This is a genomic window from Xanthomonas sp. Leaf148 (assembly GCF_001423585.1).
Lineage (GTDB): Bacteria > Pseudomonadota > Gammaproteobacteria > Xanthomonadales > Xanthomonadaceae > Xanthomonas.
Genome location: NZ_LMOP01000010.1, coordinates 111,827 through 131,288, shown reverse-complemented (window position 1 = coordinate 131,288; position 19,462 = coordinate 111,827). Strand labels below are relative to the sequence as shown.

Here is a 19,462-nt window from a genome sequence, read left to right as displayed (position 1 = left end):
TAAACTCCATCGAATGCCCGATGAAACCTTCGCCGTTTTGTCATATTTAAAGCGGCCAATAAAACGCAACGCGCAGTCGTCAGATGCGCATGGATGGCGCGCTCCGATGCAGATTATGCACTTGGTATAGGCCACATCGAGCACCGACTGCGCCCGCCTGGTGGTGAACGCGGTGGTGATGTTAGCCGCTCGACCTCGCAGCAGTCGCGCTCAGTTGAATATGCAGTGCGCCGCTGCGCGGTGCAGGCGCTTTACGCGCCAGGGCACACGTCGCCATCTTCGGGATGGCGTCACCGCCATGGGGCACACGCTCGCTCACGCTTACGCGCCTGCTCAACTCACTCCCAGCAGCGATCCGCGCGGCCCTTGAGCGTGGCGGTGCGCGGGCAATCGCGCGGTGCGATACGCCCTTGCTCGTGCTCGACAAGCCGCTTGCCACCGCTTGCGTCGCGCCGCAGTTCGAACGCGTCGTACAGGCGGCCGGTAGCGGTGCGCGATTCGTAGACCAACTGCTGGTTGTCGATGCGCAGTACCTGATACAGCTGGGTGTCTTCGCCCACCGGGCGCATGGTCTTGCGCGCCATGTCCGAGAGCCGGTACTGCTTGGGCCCGGCGACCGACACCACGAACACCGGCGTGGCCTGCCCGGCCTGGTCGCCGCGCCGGCCGTAGGTGTGGTCATGCCCTTGCAGCACCAGATCCACCTTGTGCCGGCGGATCACCGGCAAGACCTGCTCGACCAGTTTTTCGTTCTCGCGATCGGCGCGCGGCGAAAAGAACGGCTGATGGATCAGCACGATCGACCACGGGTGCGGATTGTCGGCGAGCACCTTGTCCAGCCATTGCGCCTGCACCGGCCCGGTGCCCAGGTCCAGCACCGAGGTGCCATCGAGCACGGCAATGCGCACGCCCTGGTAGTCGAACCAATAGCTGGTGCGCGCCGTGGCCGACGGCCCGTTACGCGGCAACGCGAAGGTTACCGGCCAATGGCTGCCCAGGGTGCGGGTGGCCTGCGGGGTCTCGTCGCCCTCTTCGTGGTACTCGTGATTGCCCGGTGCCGGCGCCACTGCGGTGCCTTCCAGCAACCAGCGCCCGGCTTCGAACCACTCAGCCCATTCGTTGTCGCCCTGGCCGTCCTTGCCGCTGACCAGATCGCCGGCAAACAGCGCCAGCCGCGCATCCGGCGCCGAGCGCCAGGCCTGGCGGATCACCCGCGAGACCAGGCTGAGATTCTTGTTCTGGGTATCGCCGAAATACAGCAACGTCAGCGGGGTCTGCGCCGTGGCCGCGGTGCGGAAGTGATTCCACGCGCCCCAGGTGCCATGGCCCTGCACGCGGTAGGCGTACAGCGTGTCGGGCTTGAGTCCATCGACGTCGGCGCGATGATGGTGCGAGCGGCCATTTTCGCTGCTCAGCTTGGCGGTGCTGGCACGTAGACGCCGCGGCGTGCCGACGTCCGGCGAATCGCCGGCAATCACCAGTTCCAGCCACGGCTGATCGACGCTGGCATCGGTGCGCCAGGCGACCGCGAAGCCGGTGGCCGCGTCCTGTGCGGGCGTGGCGACGATGCGGTCCGGGAAGCCGTCGGCCACGTAATGGGTGGACCCGGCCGGCACCTGCGTATTCGGCTCGGCGGTGCGCTCGCCAGCCAGCGCGTGGCTGGCAGCAAACGCCATCAACGAAAGCGCTGCGTAGCACGCGGTACGCGCGGCACTCATGGTGCGCAGTCCTTCAGGCGCAGGGTGCGTGCGATGTCGCGCCAATCGAACGCGGCCACCGCCTGGTCGTCGTGCAGCGCGTAGAACACGCCGCCTGGGAAGCGCGCATCGCCGCGTTGATCCAGCCACACGCCATCGGTATTGGCGGTCACACGACCGGCGAAGGCTCCCACATGCGCCAGTGTTTTGCGATCGAACACCTGGAACACACTGCGATCCTTGAACTGATCGGTGGCGATCCAGTAGCCGCTGCCATCAGCGCACTGCAGCAAGGTCAACCCCTCGGCCTGCGCCTTGAACAGCCCGGCGCCCACGTCGCGCCCGCGATAGCGCCCGTCCATGCCGTACTCGCGCAACTGCGTGCCCACCGCCACATCTTCTTCGGCAATCAGCAGCCGCGCATTGGCCTCATCGCCGAATACCGACTCGGCGATGCGCACCGCACCGGCTTCGGTGGTGTCGCCAAAACTCTGCGTCAGACGTGACTGCCAGCCCTGCCCTGCCGCATTCAACTGATAACGACGGAAGCGTTGGCCCAGCTCGGCCAGCAGCGGCGGTTGGTCCTTGTTGGCCGGCGACATGTAGTTGTCGCTGACCACCACCTCGTAGCCGCCGTCATGCTTGCGCACCCACAATCCGTAAGGCTCGCGCAAGTCGTCCTGGCCGAACGTGGTCAGCGGCTTGAACTCCGGCAGCGAAAACACCTGCACGCGGCGGTTGTCGCGCTCGACCACGAATACCAGATCATCGACCACCGAAATCCCATTGGGCCGATCCAGCTTGCCCAGCGCCTTGCCCTTGCCGCCGACCACGCGCAGCCGCTTGCCGCTGTCGCCATCGAATACCACCAGCGCATGCGTGGCCTTGGACGTGGCGATCACCCAGCGGCGGCCATCGGGCGCGATCCAGCTGGCCGGCGAATCCAGATTGTCGGACGGCGTCAATGCGGTGATGAAGGCTTCCGGCACCACTTCATGCGCCACCTTCGCTTCGCTGAGCATGGGGTCGGTGAGCAACGCTTCGTCGGCTTCGCGGTCGACCGGCTTGGTCGCACAGCCTGCCAATAGCAACGCGCTCGCAAGCAGTGTGGAGTGCAGCAATACGCCAGCCCGCATCACAGCGCCACCTTCAGGCCCAGCGCATAGGTGCGGCCGTACTCTTCGTTCTGCAGCGTGCGCGAGGGCACGCCCTGATACAGCTCCAATGGCTCATCCAGCAGGTTCTGCGCTTCCAGATACAGGCTGACGTGGCTGTTGAACTGATAACTCATGCTGACATCCAGCTGGGTGTGCGGGGCGACATAGATATCGTACGCGCGGCTCTGGCCGATGGTGTCCAGATATTCGCTGCGATACACCGCCGCCACACGTGCGCTGAAGCCGTATTTTTCATAGCCCAGATGGCCGCTGTAGATGCGCTTGGACGAGCGCGGCAGCATGAAATCGTCGCCGGCGCGATTGCTCAGGCCCGGGTCGAAGTCGCTGTCCAGGGCGGTGGCGCTGGCACCGACCAACACGCCGTTCCAGCCTTCGGGCAGGAAGTCCAGCGTCTGCTGCCAATTGAACTCGGCGCCGCGCACCTTGGCGGTGTCGCCATTGATCGAGCGCGTCACCTGCAGGCCAGGAAATTCGGCATCGGTGGTGCTGAGGGTCTGCACGATGTAATCGTCGATCGACTTGTTGAACACGCCCAGCGACACCAGCCCGGTGCTGCCGATGTATTTTTCGAACGACAGATCCAGATTGGTGGAACGATACGGGTTGAGGTCCGGGTTGCCGATGCTCACTTCTTCATCGCCGCGGTTGATGCTAACGCGTGGCGACACATCGCCGAACGACGGGCGCGACAAGGTCTTGTTGGCTGCAAACCGCAACACCCAATCGTTGCCGCTGTCGTAACGCAGATGCAGGCCCGGCAACACATTGGTGTAGCTGCTGGAGGCTTGGCGCGGCGTTACCGTGGCGGTGCGGCCGTTTTCGGCAACGTCCACCTGGTTACCGGTGGCGTTGAACTGGGTATTCTCCACGCGGACGCCGGCAATCATGCGCAACGCCCCAATATCCCAGGTGCCCATCGCATACGTGGCGAACACGTCTTCGGTTGCGGTGTAGTCGTCCTGCAGAGAGGTCTGCACATTGCCGCCCACTTCCTGCGGACGTGCGCTGTACAGACCACCCGACGCACGCCAGTAGCGGCGCATGCCGTCCGAACCGATGCTTTCGCCCAAGGTGCCGCCACGGTGCTCCGGCGCGGCGGTAGTCCAGCTGCTCAGATCGATCGCCGGGCCACGCCGCAGTTCCTGTTCGTTGACGTCCACATCGCGTTCGCGCCAGCGACCGAGCACCCCCATCTTCAGGCTGGAATGTTCGCCGTCGAAGCGCACATTGACCTGCGCACTGTGCTCGCTGTCGTCCACCGTTTTGGGCGCCAGCACGAAGCGGTCGAACACGAAGTCCTGGTTGCTCTGCCATCCGTTATCGGAGAAACCCAGCCGCGGGATGCCACTGCGCTGATCCACGGTGGCCGACAGGTCGTCGCCGTCGTAGTCGAAGCGCGCTTCCATCTCATCGTTCACCCGCTCGGTGGTCTTGGTGTAGCCCACCTTGTAATCGAGCGTGGCGCTGCTCAGGCGGTTTTCGCCGCCGAAACTGATCGCCGTGTTGTCTTCCTTCTTGGTGCGGTAGCGCACACGCTTGGCAATGCTGTCTGCCGGCAGATCGGCCACGTTGTAGGTGCCATCGCCGTTGGCGCTTACCTGCCCATCGGCCAGGCCAAAGATGGTGCGCTGGCGCGTTTCGGCATCGTCGAAACGGCTGTACAGCGAGCGCAGGTAGTAGCGGTTGTCGGCATCCGGGCGCCAGTCCAGATTGAGGTTGGCACCCATGCGGGTGCGCTCGATGAAGTACTTGCGGCGTTGCACTTCGCCGGCGAACAGGTCATCGGCAGCGCCACCGGCGAAGGCGTCGTAGGCCACTTCGGTGTTGTCCGATTCGAACTCGCGGTCCTGATAGTTCACACCCACCGCCACACCGAAGGTGCCGTTGTAGATGTCGCTGTAATTGAACGCGCCCTTGGGGCTGGTCTTGCCCGACAGCGACTGATGGCTGCCTTCGATCGAACCGCGCAGGGTGCGCCCGTCGCGATCGAACGCGGAGGTGGATTCCACCTGGATCGCGCCGCCGATCGAATCGCCCGGCATGTCCGGCGTGGGCGACTTCACCACTTTCAAGCGCTCGGTGGAATCGGACGGAATCACGTCCAGCGGCGCCGAGCGCGTGCCGTCTTCGGGCGTGCCCATGCTCATGCCGTCGATGGTCACGCTGTTGAGCGACGAATCCAGGCCGCGGATCACCACAAAGCGGCCTTCGCCCTGATCGCGGGTAACGCTGACGCCGGGCAGGCGCTGCAAGGATTCTGCAACATTCTTGTCGGGGTAACGGCCCATCGCATCGGAGGCCACTGCATCCTGGATCGCATCGGACGCGCGCTTGAGATCGACTGCGCGCTCCTGCGCTTCCAGCTGCGGGCGCACTTCCAGCCGCTCCAGATCGATGGCCGCCGCACCGCTGGCTGCGCCGGAGGCAGCAGCAGCCTCTGCCGCCTGTGCCTGCGGGCCCCAGCCGGCGGTTGCCAGCGTCAGCGTGATCGCCAGGCAGAGCGGAGTCTTGTTCAACACGAGTGCTTCCCCAATCGGTTAAGAATGGGTGCACACACTATGTCTGCGACGTTTCACCGACATGACATATGCAAGCGCGATCACACCCGATGTGTGGCAGCGCCACGCATGGCTGCGGCACACTGTGCGCCTCTCCCGTCTGTCGCTGCCCATGAAAATCGTCGAAGTCCGCCACCCTCTCGTCCAGCACAAAATCGGCCTGCTGCGCGATGCCGCCTTGAGCACCAAGGGCTTTCGTGAACTCGTGACCGAACTCGGCACCCTGCTGGCCTACGAGGCCACGGCCAACCTGGACACCGAATCGCACGTGCAGCAGGGCTGGGCTGGCCCGGTCGATGTGCAGCGCATCGCCGGCGCCAAGATCACCCTGGTGCCGATCCTGCGCGCAGGCCTTGGCATGCTGCCAGGCGTGCTGGCACTGATCCCCGCCGCGCGCGTCAGCGTGGTCGGCCTGCAACGCGATGAAGAAACCCTGCAACCGGTGCCCTACTTCGAACGCCTGACCGGCCGCCTGGAAGAACGCGACGCGCTGATCCTGGACCCCATGCTGGCCACCGGCGGCACCTTGATCGCCACCATCGACATGCTCAAGCGCGCCGGCGCCCGCCGCATCAAGGGCATCTTCCTGGTCGCCGCGCCGGAAGGTCTGAAAGCGCTGGAAGCCGTGCACCCGGATGTGGAGGTCTACACCGCCGCCATCGATGACCACCTCAACGAAAAGGGCTACATCCTGCCTGGCCTGGGCGATGCGGGCGACCGAATTTTCGGAACGCGGGTGGAGTGAGTCGCAGCGGGAGCCTCAGGATCGACCGAGTCTGAAATGGGACGACGAGTCACTCGCTAGGGTGACTGATTGGTCAAAGACCCGCTTGGCAAGCCCCTCTCCCAATGGGGCAGGGGTTGGGGTGACTGATTGGTCAAAGACCAGCTTGGCAAGCCCCTCTCCCATTGGGAGAGGGGTTGGGGTGAGGGTACGGTATGCCAGTGTTCTTGCCGACGCCGTACGCTCATCCGGCGCTACGCGCCACCTTCTCCCGAGGGGAGAAGGGACAGCCCCCCTGCGCACGCGCATGAGATAGCCACTAAATACAGTGTAGAGCTGCGGCCTGATCGTGCAGCTTGCTAGACACCTCAGGCAGCCATCAGCGCGTCGAGGCCTCGATGGCCGCACTCACATACACCAGCGGCGCATTCCAGTTGATGGCGACTTCATTGCTCGCGTAACTGCAGGTGTTATCCAGATACGACAGCGCCGGCAACGTGGACGGATACGGCACCTTGCAGTCCTTGGCGTCCTGCTGGCCCGGCTGCGGGCCGCCGGCCAACCAACCCGGCACCGGCGCGTCAATGCCGTCGGCCTCCGAGGGGCGATGATGGATATGCATCGGCGTGCGCTGGCCTACCCCGGTGACAAACGACAACCCCAGCGGATTGCGCCCCAGGATGTAATCCAGATGCGATTGCGCGGCATCCAGCGTCGTCCGTTGTTTGGTCAGGCGATAGCCCTGCAACAGCATCATCGCGCGGTTGAGTACGGCGGAATTACTGCCCCAGACGAAATCCTTGTCGGTCATGGCCAGGCGCCACGGCGATGCCTGCCATTGATCGGTCAAGTGCTGCGCCAGACCGGTGATCTCACCCGTGATGCGCGCACGATCCGCATGCGCGGTCAGCGTGTCGCGGTGCGCGGCCAGCGACATCCAGGCCAAGCCGCCTACATTGCTCCAGCCCGGAACGCTGGCCGGCACATTGCGCGCCAGCATCGCATCGTAGAAACCATCCTCGCGGGTGGTGACATACAACTCCGCCGCCGCCCACGCGAATTCGTCGTCGACCTGCGCATCGTCATAGCCGCCGGTCCGCACGTCATCGGGCTGGCGATAGATCACATCCGGATGCTGCTGCGCCCACGCCCAGGCATCACGCGCCGCCTTCAACATGCGCGCCGATACACCCGGATACTGCTTTTCGAACGGCGCATACACACGGCTGGCCGCGGCCATTACCGCTGCAAAATCCAGCGTGGCCGCCGTGGTCTTCATCACCACGTAGCGTTGCTGCTTGGCCTGATCGGGCATTACCAGACCGTCGAACTGCTTGTCGGTGAGCTTGTGGTACACGCCACCATCGGCCGGGTCTTGCATGGCCAGCATCCATTCCAGATTCCACCAGGTTTCCTGCAGGATGCCGGGTACGCCGGGCGAGTCGTTGGGGATGGTCAGGGCCTGCGCCTTGAACAGCGCCGGGTAGTGCTCGTAGGCCGCCAGCAAGGTGTAGGTGCTGATGCCAGAGTTCACGATGTACTTGTTGTAATCGCCGGCATCGTACCAGCCCTTGGGTGCACTGATCACGCTGTCGGCCGGACGCGTGGCCGATGCCGCCGATGGATGGATGCGTACCTGCGTGTCCGGATGCCCAGACGCACGCGCATAGCGCCCGGCGAACTGCGCCGGCAACGCGGTGCTGGCGCGATTGAAATAAAACGCCTTCAGCGAGGCATCGACCACCGGCTGATACGCATGCGCGTTGATCGGAAATGCGTCCGAGGTCGGCAACCCATCGATCTTCAACCGGTAGGTGCCCGGCGCACGCACGCTGGAGAAATCCGCCACCCGCGCCTGCTGCCCGGCCGGCGACCACAGCGCTGGCGGTTGCAACGTGCCTTTCAACACCGTGCGGCCCTGCGCATCTTCGACCGTGAAACGGTCCGCCCCCGGCGCCACGCCCTGCGGTAAGCCGACCACCGCCAACTTGGCCGAGCCCGGCAGATAACCGAGTTGATTGACGTGGATCGAACCGCCGGTCTTTTCCGTAGCGATCTGTGCCGAACAGGCAGTGGGGGAAAGCAGGACGGCGGCCGTGATCATCAGCAGATTGAGATTGTTCATCGCCCAATGGTGGCCGGATGTCGGTGCTGCCACAAGCCCGGGCGAGCGCGCGAGATGCGGGCAGCTGCACAGATCTTGCGACGCACCGACATCGCCGGCGTGTCGTCGCTCCAAAGCACGGATCGCCAACATCGCCGGATGACAGCAATCGCGACTGCGCGCTGACACCCTCGCGATTCACCCGAATTTTCTGCTGCCTGCATCGCAGTCTGTCGGCGTTCGCACCCAGTTGGCGTAGCGGAAAAACAACTGCGCCGCGTCCCACGCGAATTTCAATAGAAACAACCGCAAGCCTCGTCATCTCCCCCAATTTTTCATCTTGCCACGCGCCTAGATTGGCGTTGCGGCAATGCCGCACCTCCCATCGCACTGCCCTGCCCGACGCTTGTGATTGCGAGTGCTATGGCATGGGCTCTCTTTGCCAAGGACCACAGATGACCAGCCACCCAACCATTTCGTCGACTCCTCGCAGCCCGAACGTGCCGGGGCCGCAGTGCTCGCAGCATCCGCAGCGCTGGAAACGCCTTCCGATCGCGCTGTTGCTCGGGCTACTAGCCTCAAGCCAGACCGCCTTGGCATCCAAACAGTGGAATGCCAGCCCCAATCAAGTGCAGAACAACTGGATCTCTGGCATGTACGCCGCCATCGGAGCGCCGTTGCAGGCAACATTGCGTCGATGCGAACTTGCGCAGGCAGCAGTCTGCGAGGTCATCATTTTGGCCAATGGCGGGGTGCATACCAGCCCCGCCGATGACAACCAGCATTTCACCTTGAGGTTCACTGGAGCCCAAGCACCCTACACTGCCTGTCACATCTACCCACAGGATCCAGGCAACACCACAAGCAAAGCGCTGACTGGAGCCCTGTGCTACGACCCGCAGCACAGAGGGACCTACATCAAACTCAATTGAGTTGCTCATCCGCAGGTGGGCGCTTGCAAGCCGACAACACAGGAAATGCTGTTGTCGGTTGAGCGTAGGTGCTGCGTAGGAACCGTTGGCACATGCTGTCAGGTGCTGCCTGCCTACGCGTTGCTGCTGGGTTCAAGAGTGCCGTGGCCGCGCTTGCTGCAATCACCATGCGGTGATTGCATCAAGTGGAGACCAGAACACCTCGCAGAAGTGTGACTAACGACCGCATGCCGCCAGTCCTGGTCAGGGGCACGAACAAGCGCACTCGCCACATCAGCCCAACCTACTTCATCGCAGCTTGGTCAAGGGACCTGACGGGTTATCGCGCTGCCGCATCCAACTGCACTTCCGCCTTGCCCACCGGGTTACGCGGGTCGCTGCCGCCACTGAGCACATTGCTGCGCTTGTCCCATTCCACGGTCTGCAGGTTGCCCCACACGTGACTGGAACCACGCCCGCCTTCTGCCGTATCGCCGGGCAGTTTGAGCGCGTGACCCATCGCCTGCAGGCCCTTGGCGGTCTGCGGTGAGAACGCGTCGGTTTCGGCGTCGATGACGTCCGGCAACCACTGATGGTGATAGCGCGGCAACGCGCTGACCGCCTGCGCATCCAGCCCCGCGTCGTAACCCAGGATGCCGAGCAGCACCATGGTGATGATGCGGCTGCCGCCCGGAGTACCCAGCACGATCGCCTTGTCGGCCGATTCCATGAAGGTGGGCGTCATCGAGCTGAGCATGCGCTTGCCCGGCTTGGGCGCGTTGGCCGCGTAACCCATCACGCCAAAGGCGTTCGGCGTGCCCGGCTTGAGCGCAAAGTCGTCCATTTCGTCGTTGAGCAGTACGCCGGTGCCCTTGGGGATCAGGCCCGAGCCATACAGCAGGTTGACGGTCTGAGTGCCGCCAACGCGATTGCCTTCGCCATCGATGATGGAAAAGTGCGTGGTCTCGTCGTCTTCCAGCGGCGTGGGGTTGCCAGACAACAGATCGCTGGGCGTGGCTTTTTCCGGATTGATGGTGGCACGCAGGCCTTGCGCATAATCCTTGCTGGTCAGCACGCGCTGCGGCACGTCGACAAAGTCCGGGTCGCCCAGAAAGAACGTGCGATCGCGGTAGGCACGACGCATCGATTCCACCACCAGATGCGTGCGATGCACGTCATCGAGCTTGTTCAAGTCCCAGCCTTCCAGAATCTGCAGCATGGCTGCCAGCGCAATACCGCCCGAGGACGGCGGCGGCGCGGTGGTGATCTTCCAGCCGCGATAATCGAACTGGATCGGCGTGCGCTCTTTCACCGTGTAACCGGCCAGCTCCGCCGCATTCCAATGCCCGCCCGCCTGCTTGACGCCGGCGATCAGCTTCTTGGCGGTCTCGCCCTTGTAGAACCCGTCAAAGCCCTTGTCGCCGATTAGCTTCAAGGTGTGCGCCAACTCGGGTTGCTTGAAGGTGTCGCCTTCGGCAATGGGTTTCCCGCCGCGCAAATACACCTCACGCGTCCCGGGATAGCGCTCCATCACTTCGCGCCGCGAGGCGTAGCCCTTGGCCATGCGCGCATACACCGGGAAGCCGTCGGTGGCGATGCGGATCGCCGGCGCCAGCGATTGTTTGAGCGGCAGCCGGCCGTGCTTGGACGCCAGCTCCACCAGCGCGGCGGGCAGACCGGGAATGCCGGCCGACCACGGCCCGTTGACCGAGCGGTCACGGTCCAGTTCGCCCTGTTTATTGAGGAACTTTTCCGGCGTGGCCGATTCCGGCGCGTATTCGCGCGCGTCCAGCATCACGTCCTTGCCGGTCTTGGCATCGTGCAGCAAAAAGAATCCGCCGCCGCCCAGGCCCGAGCTGATCGGCTCGACCACCGCCAGCGTGGACGACACCGCAATGGCCGCATCGAACGCGTTGCCGCCCTCGCGCAGGATCTGCAGCCCGGCATCGGTGGCCAATGCATGGCCGCTGGCCACCGCCGCACCGGGCGGATGCGCGGCGACCGCAGCGGGCGCGCCGGCGGAAGGCTTGGCGCCATCCGCAGACCAGGCCGGCGGTGCCAGCACCAAGGCCAGCAACAGCAGGCCGCGTGTCGAAAAACGTTGGGAGAAAGTGCTCACGGGACGGGAGGCTCCTGTTCGTACAGTTCGGGGTGATCGCGCTGCAGCTGCATGAGCTTGGCCAGCAATTGATCATGGGTTTCCGGAATGTCCGGATCCGGGTCGATGCACTCGACCGGGCACACCACCACGCATTGCGCTTCGTCGAAATGGCCCACGCATTCGGTACAGCGTGCCGGATCGATCACGTAGATGGTTTCGCCCATCGAGATCGCCTGATTCGGGCATGCCGGTTCGCAGACGTCGCAATTGACGCACAGCGCATTGATCTTCAGCGACATGGCAGCTCCGCAGATCGGGGCGCAGCGCGCTGCAGCAGGCAGGCGCAAACCGCGCGGGCGAGCCGGACGACAACGCCGGGGGCGTTGCCGAAAGCCGGCCCAGACAGGCCGGCTCCGAGGGAGTGCAACTTCAGCAGCATGGTGCGTTTCCACGCCGCGGCCGGGTGCGCCCTCCCGCGCATCCGGCCTGATACGGCATTACTTGGCTTCAACGAAGGTGTATTCCGCGCCCTTGGGCTGGACGATGGTCTGCACGCGCGCATTCTCGGCGGCGTCGCCAATGAACAGCACGCGCACGCCCTTCATCGAATCCGGCTGCACGTCCTTGAACGCGGCGTCGATCAGGTCGGCCATCTTGGTGGAGGCGGACGAACCGAAGGCCAGCATGTTGCCCGGCTGCACGCCACGCGCCAGCGCGGTCTTGACGCTTTCCAGCTGACGCTCGTAGCTGCCGGCGAACTCGGCATCGGATTCCGGCGGCAAGTAGTACAGGAACGGGCTGTTGGTGGTGGCGCCCAGGTTCTGGCCGACCACTTCCTGCAGGTACTTCTTCCAGCCGGCGTTGTCGTCCTTGGCCGGGGCCTTCAGCGCTGCCGGAGCGGCAGCGGCGGTCGGCGCCGGCTCTTCTTTCTTGCAGGCGGTGACCGCCAGAGCGGCGATCGAAGCGAGCGCCAGAGCGCGCATGGTGTGTTTCATGAAACTCCTCCCTTTGAAAAGCGTGGTGATGGAACAACAGATGAGATCAGGCCTGCGCGCGGGACTCGCGCACTTGCCGCAAGGCTTCGACCACCGAGGCCGGCACGAAGCCGGAAACGTCGCCGCCCAGCCGCGCGATCTCGCGCACCAGCGACGACGAAATGAAGCTGTATTGCTCGGCCGGAGTGAGGAACAGCGTTTCCACTTCCGGGATCAGATGGCGATTCATGCTGGCCATCTGAAATTCGTATTCGAAGTCGGACACCGCACGCAGGCCGCGCAGCAGCACCCCGGCATGCATGTCGCGCACAAAGTGCGCCAGCAGCGTATCGAAACCGCGCACTTCCACATTCTTGTGCGCCGCCAGCGCTTCCTGTGCCAGCGCGACGCGTTTTTCCAGCGGCAATGCCGGGCCTTTGGACGGGCTGTACGCCACGCCCACCACCACGCGCTCGAACAACGGAGCGGCACGGTTCACCAGGTCGATATGGCCATTGGTGATCGGGTCGAAGGTACCGGGATAGACGGCGGTGCGGCTGTTGGCCACGCTCATACGGAAACTACCGGGGTCGGATCGCCGTTCAGTGTAGCAGCGGCCCGGCGATACAGCGCATAGCGCACTTGCCGGGTACCGCCCTCGCGATGCAGGTGCCAGCCGGCCGGCAGTTGCAGCGCCAGGTCGGCCGGTGCTTCCAGATACAGCCAGGCCTCGGCGGCCAGATGCGCGGGCAGGCGTTCGAACACACTCGGCCACAGACCGGCCGCGAACGGCGGGTCGACGAAGACGATGTCGACCGGGGCCGCAGGCGTGCGCTCCAGCCAGCGCAGCGCGTCTTCCTGCAGCACCTGCACCTGGTCGGCCGCCTCCAGCTTGGTCACGTGCTCGCGCAGCCGCTGCGCCAGGCCGGGGTCGCGCTCGATCAGCGTGGCATGCGCGGCCCCGCGCGAGACCGACTCCAGCCCCAGCGCGCCGGAGCCGGCAAACAGATCCAGCACACGCGCACCGCGCAGCCGCGGCATCAGCCAGTTGAACACGGTCTCGCGCACGCGGTCGCTGCTGGGGCGCAGGCCCGGCAGGTCCGGCACCGCCAACCGCGTGTTGCGCCAGCGCCCGCCCACGATGCGCACCTGGCCTTCGGCGCCACGCGGCGCCGGCCGTGCCGGGCGGCTCATCGCAACGCGCCTGTGGCAGGCGGACGACGGCGTAACACAGGTGGCGCAAGTGGCGGCATGGGTCGGAATGCAGGCGATGGCCGTCCATGATAACGCTGCCGCCGGCATGCCCGCCCCGCCCGCCCGGGCCACCAATGCGCCACACCTTCGCGCAGGCACGCCTTGAAAAAAACCGCCGACGGCCTCATCCCCCAGGCCATCGGCCGCAGTGCGGCCCGGACCACCATGGAGCACGACCCCAATGACCGTTGACACCGACAAGCAGACGCTGGGCTTCCAGACCGAGGTCAAGCAGCTGCTGCAGCTGATGATCCATTCGTTGTACTCGAACAAGGAAATCTTCCTGCGCGAGCTGGTTTCCAACGCTGCCGACGCCGCCGACAAGCTGCGCTTCGAAGCCTTGGTCAAGCCCGAGCTGCTGGAAGGCGGCAGCGAGCTGCGCATCCGCGTCGACTACGACAAGGACGCGCGCACCGTCACCATCGATGACAACGGCATCGGCATGAGCCGCGAGGATGCGGTCTCGCATCTGGGCACCATCGCCAAGTCCGGCACCGCCGACTTCCTCAAGCATCTGAGCGACGACCAGAAGAAGGACGCCAACCTGATCGGCCAGTTCGGCGTCGGTTTCTACAGCGCCTTCATCGTCGCCGACCAGGTGGACGTGTACTCGCGCCGCGCCGGCCTGCCCGCCGACGAAGGCGTGCATTGGTCCTCGCGTGGCGAAGGCGAATTCGAAATCGCCAGCATCGACAAGCCCGAGCGCGGCACCCGCATCGTGCTGCAACTGAAGGAAGGCGAAGATTCTTTCGCCGATGGCTGGACCCTGCGCAACATCCTCAAGAAGTATTCCGACCACATCGGGCTGCCGATCGAAATGCGCAAGGAGCATTACGGCGAAGAGGCCGACAAGCCCGCCGAGCCGGAGTGGGAAGCGGTCAACCGCGCCAGCGCGTTGTGGACGCGCCCCAAGTCCGAGATCAAGGACGAGGAATATCAGGAGTTCTACAAGCACGTCGCGCACGATGCGGGCAACCCGCTGGCGTGGAGCCATAACAAGGTCGAAGGCAAGCTGGAATACACCTCGCTGCTGTTCGTGCCCGGCCGCGCCCCGTTCGATCTGTATCACCGCGATTCGGCCAAGGGCCTGAAACTGTACGTGCAACGCGTTTTCATCATGGACCAGGCCGAGCAGTTCCTGCCGCTGTACCTGCGTTTCATCAAGGGCGTGGTGGATTCGTCGGATCTGTCGCTCAACGTCTCGCGCGAAATCCTGCAATCCGGCCCGGTGGTGGACTCGATGAAGTCCGCGCTGACCAAGCGCTCGCTGGACATGCTGGAAAAACTCGCCAAGGACAAGCCGGACGACTACGCCACCTTCTGGCGTAACTTCGGCCAGGCATTGAAGGAAGGCCCGGCCGAGGATTATGCAAACCGCGAAAAGGTCGCCGGCCTGCTACGTTTCTCGTCCACGCATGACACCACCGGCGCTCAGAGCGTGGGCCTGGCCGATTATGTGAGCCGCTTGGCCGAGGGCCAGGACAAGCTGTACTACCTCACCGGCGAAAGCTACGCGCAGATCAAGGACAGCCCGCACCTGGAAGTCTTCCGCAAGAAAGGCATCGAAGTGCTGCTGCTCACCGACCGCATCGACGAATGGCTGATGAGCTACCTCACCGAATTCGACGGCAAGTCGTTCGTTGACGTGGCACGCGGCGACCTGGATCTGGGCAAATTGGATTCGGAAGAAGACAAGAAGGCGCAGGAAGAAGTCGCCAAGTCCAAGGAAGGCCTGGCATCGCGCATCAAGGCAGCGCTGGGCGACGATGTAGCCGAAGTACGCGTCTCCCACCGCCTGACCGACTCCCCCGCCATCCTCGCCATCGGCCAGGGCGACCTGGGCCTGCAGATGCGTCAGTTGCTGGAAGCCAGCGGCCAGGCCGTACCGGAGAGCAAGCCGGTATTCGAGTTCAACCCCGCCCACCCGCTGATCGAAAAGCTGGATGCGGAACAGGACATGGACCGCTTCGGCGATTTGAGCCGCGTGTTGTTCGACCAGGCTGCGTTGGCGGCGGGCGATAGCCTCAAAGACCCGGCCGGTTATGTGCGGCGGTTGAATAAGTTGTTGTTGGAGTTGTCGGCCTAACAGCTGCGATGTAGCAGCTGAAAATACAACGGCCGGAGCATACTCTGGCCGTTGTATTTAAACCGGCAAATGCTTGACCAATTTTCTTCCTCGGCACTTTTTTGGCTACATTCCTTCACAGAGGAGTAGCTGCAGACGAGACCGGCCATCTATTTAGATCTAGATAATGAGCCCTAGAAGATATTTACCACGCTACTGACATAGAATATTCATCGATTCAGTCTCAACGCAGTCCGTAGCGACTACTATCCAGCAGTAATTTTAGACCGCCATGAAGACCTCATACGACTGGCATCTAACTATGACCCAAAATTCTTGACCAGAATTCAATTCGACTTAAACAGCCTTTTTATCCTAATATAGCAGGGAGCAATAATGAAGGCACTAATAATCGACCAATTTTGCCGCAGTTGAATTCCGATAAACAACACCAGCACATCCACACCAATCATATTTACCAACAGCACAGCCGACAGCAACTCGGGATTTGACAGGAGCAAGATCGCAGTTGCAAACAGGATACCCCCACCCCATCGGCGAACGAACCGGGTATTTAACTTATCTCGAAAGAAACCCATCATTCGACTTCGCGCTGCTCCCGTTCCAGCCAGATCCTCGCCGAACGACGGATTGCCGGATCGGCATCGTGTTCGGCGCTGCGCCACAGCCCGCCCCTCTCTCCTGGTGCGAGCAAGCTAGCGACTTCTAGTGCAGCATTGCGTACGCGCCAATGACCGCTGCCAAAGGCGAGTTGCTCGATGGAGTCATAGGCTTCCGTTGTTCTGAGCAACGCGGCGAAGGTTAGTAAAGGCGTGAAACACTCAATTTAGACTACCTTGCACAACGCTGCTCATCGCATAGAGGTGATCGAGGCTGGGCGAAAATCCATTACGTTCCCAGTGCCCAACGGTTGCCCTATTGACGCCCAATTTTTGCGCCAGCTCGGCCTGGGACATTCCAGCCCCAATCCTGGCAGCACGGATCCTCGCCGCTAAAGAAATCGTTTCGCTGTCCAATTAGCTCCTCCACCATCTCCTAAATGCATAGGTTCAGAGTCTCCTCACTTGAAGAGCCGAAGTCAAACAGTAGGAAGGGCTTTAGTTGGATAACAGCTGGCAACATTGAAGCTCCCATCATTTGCGCGGAAGCATTGCGAATTTATCAAGTTATGCCAGTAGCACTTTGGAGTCAGATGTTGCGGACTACATAACGAATCGCAGACACAACCATGACTGGGCGCAATAGCGTTATCTCCCGTTACAGAACGTGATTCATTTCGTTTTTAGCATCGTCGCCCTTAGGCAGAGGCACCTATCATCAGCTGCAGGCGACGACATCGACCATAGAGTGAAGTCGTGGTCGCTGCTATGTACGCGCTCACGCCGACTCCAACACCCAACACCCAAACGCAGGCCCGGCCGAGTATCCAGTCTCAGGTTCGATACGGATCTGCAACGTGGCGCGGCCGGCCACTGCGGTGGGCAAGGCGTAATCCACATCGATGAAGTCCAGGCCGCGATTGCCGTCCAGGCGTTCGTTGGCGATGAGTTCGCCGTCGGCGAGGATGCGGAAGCGGCGGCGGGTTTCGTCGCCCCAGTAGCGTAGGCGCAGGATGCGGGCCTGGGCGGTGTTGCGCAGGGTGAAGGCGATAAAGCCGCCGGTGCGGGCGTCGCGGCCGGCGCGGCGGCGGTAGCTGAGGGCGTAGGAGCTGTCGCTGGTGAGGGCGTGTGCCTTTTCCGATGCCTCGTCGCCCAGGGCGACACGATCCAGTGCGCGCGCGTCGAGTGCGCGTTGCGTTGCGTCCGCTGCCGTCTGCTCGGCCAGGCGTTGTTGCCAGGCAGCGGTATCGCGATGTTCCAGGTAGACGGCGCTGCGGCGATCGAACTGGGCGTAGAACGGGGAAAAACGCCATTGCTGGGCGCCATCGGCATAGGCGTAGTGGCCATGGGTCGGCAGCGGCTGCAGACGTTGCAGGACGTCATCTCCACCGACCAGCGCCGGCGTTTTGTTGTTCCATGGTGTTGCGGCATCGCCGAGGTCGGCGGCCAACACCAGCGGGCCGCGCATGACGGCCACCCATGCCGGGTCGTCGGGTGTGGGTTCCAGGCGTAACGGCATCTCCAGCTGCAGGGAGATGCTGTCGCCGGCCTTCCACAGCCGTTCGATACGCAGGTAGCCCTCCACTGGCTGCAGTGTTTGCAGCTGGCCGTTGACCTGCAGCGTGTGCGCGCCGGCCCAACCGGGCACGCGCAAGGCGAGCATGCGTGCATCTGCCGGCGCGGCGTCGATGCGCAGCGTCACCTGGCCTTGCTCGGGAAGCGTGCTGCGCAAGCTCAGTGCGAAGCCCGCTGCGTCGCGCACGCTGGAGGGCACATACAGATTGACGTAGACGCCCTGCCCGTCTTCCCAATAAATCGAGTCGCCAAACTGCGCGTGCGCCTCCATGCCGCTGCCGACGCAACACCAGAAATCGTCGAACGGTTTGGACCAACCACGCGCTTCACCAGCCAGCAGCGGTGTCATGTAGGTGAACATGCCGGTGCGCGGGTGTTGCTGCGCCATCACGTGGTTGAGCAGCGTGCGCTCGTAGTAATCGAAATACGCCGCCTGCGGCCCCCATTGATACAGATGCCGGGTGAGCTTGAGCATGTTGTAGCTGGCGCAGTGCTCGCAGGTCTGCTCGGTGAGAAATTTGGAGATGCTGTCCGGCTGCTGGAAGTATTCGCGATCGCCGTTACCACCGATCACGTAGGTGTGGTGGTCGGTGACCGTGTGCCAGAAGAAACGCGCCGCCGCGCCGGAGGCGGCGTCGCCGGTGACCTCGTACTCGCGGGCCAGGCCAATCAGCTTGGGGATATTGGTATTGGAATGCTGGTGGACCAGCTCATCGCGTTGGGCGACCAGCGGGTCGAGTACGGCGTGATGATGCAGCCGCTGCGCCAGTGCCAGCCACTGCGCATCGCCGGTTTGCACATGCAACTCGACGAACGATTCGTTGAGGCCGCCGAATTCGCAGGACAACACTTTCTGCAGCTGCGCATCGTCCAACGCGGTGAAGATGCCTTGCAGGTAACCGGCGAGCCCCACCGCCACCTGCAGCGCCTTTGCATTGCCGCAGTGCGCATGCACATCGAGCAGGCCAGCGAACAGCTTGTGCCAGGTATACAGCGGCGCCCAACTGCCGTTGAGATAAAACGGTGCGGGGTCGATCTTGCCGCGCTTGAGTTCCTCGAACACCGCGCGCCCGCTTTCGATCTTTCCTGCCGCGTTCTTGCGGGTGAAGCCAGCCACATAGCCATCGCCTGCATGCGCCTGGCAACGCGCAAGTTCGCTCACCAGATACGCCGCGCGTGTGGCGCATTGCGCATCGCCGGTTTGCGCATGCATCAACGCCAACGCGCTGAGATAGTGGCCGAGCGTATGGCCGGCGATGGTGTCCGCTTCCCAACCGCCGTAGGCAGGCGCCTTGGGGTCGAGGCCGGCATACAGCACGAAGTTGTGCAATAGCCGGTCCGGCTGCAGCCGCATCAGATAGCGGCGATTGGTGTTGAGCGCATCCAGAAACAGCGAGGGCGTCAGGCGGACCTGAGCAAGCGGCACCGCGCGCATGCTTCCCGGCTGCGCGGCGCTGGCGTCGGCAGGGAAGCGCAGGAAGCCCGCAGCCACTGCCAGGCTGCTCCAGGCCAGAAAACGCCGCCGCGACAAGGTCAAGGCGTGGTCGGTGGTGCGCTCGGTGTTGGATGGCTTGGTCATGAGGTCAGCTTAGCTCCTGCCGCTGCTTGCAGACTGCGCGCGCCGTTACAGGCCAGAGCGGCAATCGCGATGTAGAGCATATGGGCAACATGATCTGCCGCTACCCGATCGGATCGGGCAGC

General features: G+C 63.4%; 14 protein-coding genes and 1 pseudogene. 3 read left to right on the top strand and 12 right to left on the bottom strand.

Translation table 11 applies throughout. The features are described 5' to 3' along the window. Positions 1-338 precede the first annotated feature (338 nt). From ASF90_RS14810 to ASF90_RS14800, 3 genes are read right to left on the bottom strand one after another with little or no spacing between them, the layout of a single operon-like run. Positions 339-1,718 (bottom strand): metallophosphoesterase family protein, encoded by a 1,380-nt coding sequence (locus ASF90_RS14810; protein WP_055851691.1) that lies wholly within the window; start codon positions 1,716-1,718, stop codon positions 339-341. Further along, the gene (locus ASF90_RS14805) at positions 1,715-2,833 is read right to left on the bottom strand and encodes a phytase (protein WP_055851688.1); all 1,119 of its coding nucleotides are present in this window, start codon (positions 2,831-2,833) and stop codon (positions 1,715-1,717) included. The genes ASF90_RS14810 and ASF90_RS14805 overlap by 4 nt, the downstream gene beginning before the upstream one ends. Continuing rightward, positions 2,833-5,394 (bottom strand): TonB-dependent receptor, encoded by a 2,562-nt coding sequence (locus ASF90_RS14800; protein WP_055851684.1) that lies wholly within the window; start codon positions 5,392-5,394, stop codon positions 2,833-2,835. Before ASF90_RS14800 ends, ASF90_RS14805 begins: the two co-directional genes overlap by 1 nt. 151 nt (positions 5,395-5,545) lie before the next feature. Between ASF90_RS14800 and upp the strand changes: the two genes are divergently transcribed. Then, entirely contained in the window at positions 5,546-6,178 is a 633-nt protein-coding gene (upp, locus tag ASF90_RS14795; RefSeq protein ID WP_055852279.1) for a uracil phosphoribosyltransferase, read from the top strand. Between the two features lie 358 nt (positions 6,179-6,536). Here the strand turns inward: upp and ASF90_RS14790 are convergent, their stop codons facing one another. Further along, the gene (locus tag ASF90_RS14790) at positions 6,537-8,282 is read right to left on the bottom strand and encodes a glycoside hydrolase family 9 protein (RefSeq protein WP_055851682.1); all 1,746 of its coding nucleotides are present in this window, start codon (positions 8,280-8,282) and stop codon (positions 6,537-6,539) included. Positions 8,283-8,716: 434 nt separating this feature from the next. Here ASF90_RS14790 and ASF90_RS14785 point away from each other — a divergent pair, with 434 nt between their 5' ends. Then, on the top strand, positions 8,717-9,193 hold the full coding sequence (locus tag ASF90_RS14785; RefSeq protein ID WP_153066641.1) for a hypothetical protein: 477 nt from the start codon (positions 8,717-8,719) through the stop codon (positions 9,191-9,193). A gap of 319 nt (positions 9,194-9,512) precedes the next feature. Here ASF90_RS14785 and ggt read toward each other — a convergent pair whose 3' ends face one another. The 5 genes from ggt to rsmD all read right to left on the bottom strand — a co-directional run bounded on the left by ggt (position 9,513) and on the right by rsmD (position 13,441). Then, positions 9,513-11,291, bottom strand: coding sequence for a gamma-glutamyltransferase (gene ggt, locus ASF90_RS14780; RefSeq protein ID WP_055851676.1), 1,779 nt, complete (start codon positions 11,289-11,291; stop codon positions 9,513-9,515). Continuing rightward, entirely contained in the window at positions 11,288-11,572 is a 285-nt protein-coding gene (locus ASF90_RS14775) for a YfhL family 4Fe-4S dicluster ferredoxin (protein WP_055851675.1), read from the bottom strand. The genes ggt and ASF90_RS14775 overlap by 4 nt, the downstream gene beginning before the upstream one ends. A 198-nt stretch (positions 11,573-11,770) precedes the next feature. Next, positions 11,771-12,268 carry a hypothetical protein gene (locus ASF90_RS14770; protein WP_055851674.1) on the bottom strand — a complete coding sequence of 166 codons (498 nt, stop codon included), beginning with the start codon at positions 12,266-12,268 and terminating at the stop codon, positions 11,771-11,773. A gap of 46 nt (positions 12,269-12,314) precedes the next feature. Further along, complete coding sequence (coaD, locus tag ASF90_RS14765; protein ID WP_055851671.1) at positions 12,315-12,821, bottom strand: pantetheine-phosphate adenylyltransferase; 507 nt, start codon at positions 12,819-12,821, stop codon at positions 12,315-12,317. Next, complete coding sequence (gene rsmD / locus ASF90_RS14760; protein WP_055851668.1) at positions 12,818-13,441, bottom strand: 16S rRNA (guanine(966)-N(2))-methyltransferase RsmD; 624 nt, start codon at positions 13,439-13,441, stop codon at positions 12,818-12,820. The genes coaD and rsmD overlap by 4 nt, the downstream gene beginning before the upstream one ends. 241 nt (positions 13,442-13,682) lie before the next feature. On the opposite strand from rsmD, the gene htpG reads away from it, so the two are divergent. Next, positions 13,683-15,587 (top strand): molecular chaperone HtpG, encoded by a 1,905-nt coding sequence (htpG, locus tag ASF90_RS14755; protein ID WP_055851665.1) that lies wholly within the window; start codon positions 13,683-13,685, stop codon positions 15,585-15,587. Positions 15,588-16,164: 577 nt separating this feature from the next. On the opposite strand, the pseudogene ASF90_RS24515 reads toward htpG, so the two are convergent. The 3 genes and pseudogenes from ASF90_RS24515 to ASF90_RS14745 all read right to left on the bottom strand — a co-directional run. After that, positions 16,165-16,395: pseudogene (locus ASF90_RS24515) on the bottom strand (transposase); the annotation flags it as partial. 13 nt (positions 16,396-16,408) lie between these two features. After that, positions 16,409-16,603, bottom strand: a complete 195-nt coding sequence (locus ASF90_RS22495) for a helix-turn-helix transcriptional regulator (RefSeq protein ID WP_082473565.1) — start codon at positions 16,601-16,603, stop codon at positions 16,409-16,411. Between the two features lie 361 nt (positions 16,604-16,964). After that, complete coding sequence (locus ASF90_RS14745) at positions 16,965-19,340, bottom strand: glycoside hydrolase family 127 protein (protein WP_055851658.1); 2,376 nt, start codon at positions 19,338-19,340, stop codon at positions 16,965-16,967. Positions 19,341-19,462: the final 122 nt, after the last annotated feature.

Excerpts from the sequence above, each read along its gene's own strand:
- htpG (WP_055851665.1), top strand. The coding sequence starts at position 13,683 with ATGACCGTTGACACCGACAAGCAGACGCTGGGCTTCCAGACCGAGGTC.
- ASF90_RS14805 (WP_055851688.1), bottom strand. The coding sequence starts at position 2,833 with ATGCGGGCTGGCGTATTGCTGCACTCCACACTGCTTGCGAGCGCGTTG.
- ASF90_RS14790 (WP_055851682.1), bottom strand. The coding sequence starts at position 8,282 with ATGAACAATCTCAATCTGCTGATGATCACGGCCGCCGTCCTGCTTTCC.
- rsmD (WP_055851668.1), bottom strand. The coding sequence starts at position 13,441 with ATGAGCCGCCCGGCACGGCCGGCGCCGCGTGGCGCCGAAGGCCAGGTG.
- ASF90_RS14775 (WP_055851675.1), bottom strand. The coding sequence starts at position 11,572 with ATGTCGCTGAAGATCAATGCGCTGTGCGTCAATTGCGACGTCTGCGAA.
- ASF90_RS14745 (WP_055851658.1), bottom strand. The coding sequence starts at position 19,340 with ATGACCAAGCCATCCAACACCGAGCGCACCACCGACCACGCCTTGACC.
- ASF90_RS14810 (WP_055851691.1), bottom strand. The coding sequence starts at position 1,718 with ATGAGTGCCGCGCGTACCGCGTGCTACGCAGCGCTTTCGTTGATGGCG.
- ASF90_RS14785 (WP_153066641.1), top strand. The coding sequence starts at position 8,717 with ATGACCAGCCACCCAACCATTTCGTCGACTCCTCGCAGCCCGAACGTG.
- upp (WP_055852279.1), top strand. The coding sequence starts at position 5,546 with ATGAAAATCGTCGAAGTCCGCCACCCTCTCGTCCAGCACAAAATCGGC.
- coaD (WP_055851671.1), bottom strand. The coding sequence starts at position 12,821 with ATGAGCGTGGCCAACAGCCGCACCGCCGTCTATCCCGGTACCTTCGAC.
- ASF90_RS14770 (WP_055851674.1), bottom strand. The coding sequence starts at position 12,268 with ATGAAACACACCATGCGCGCTCTGGCGCTCGCTTCGATCGCCGCTCTG.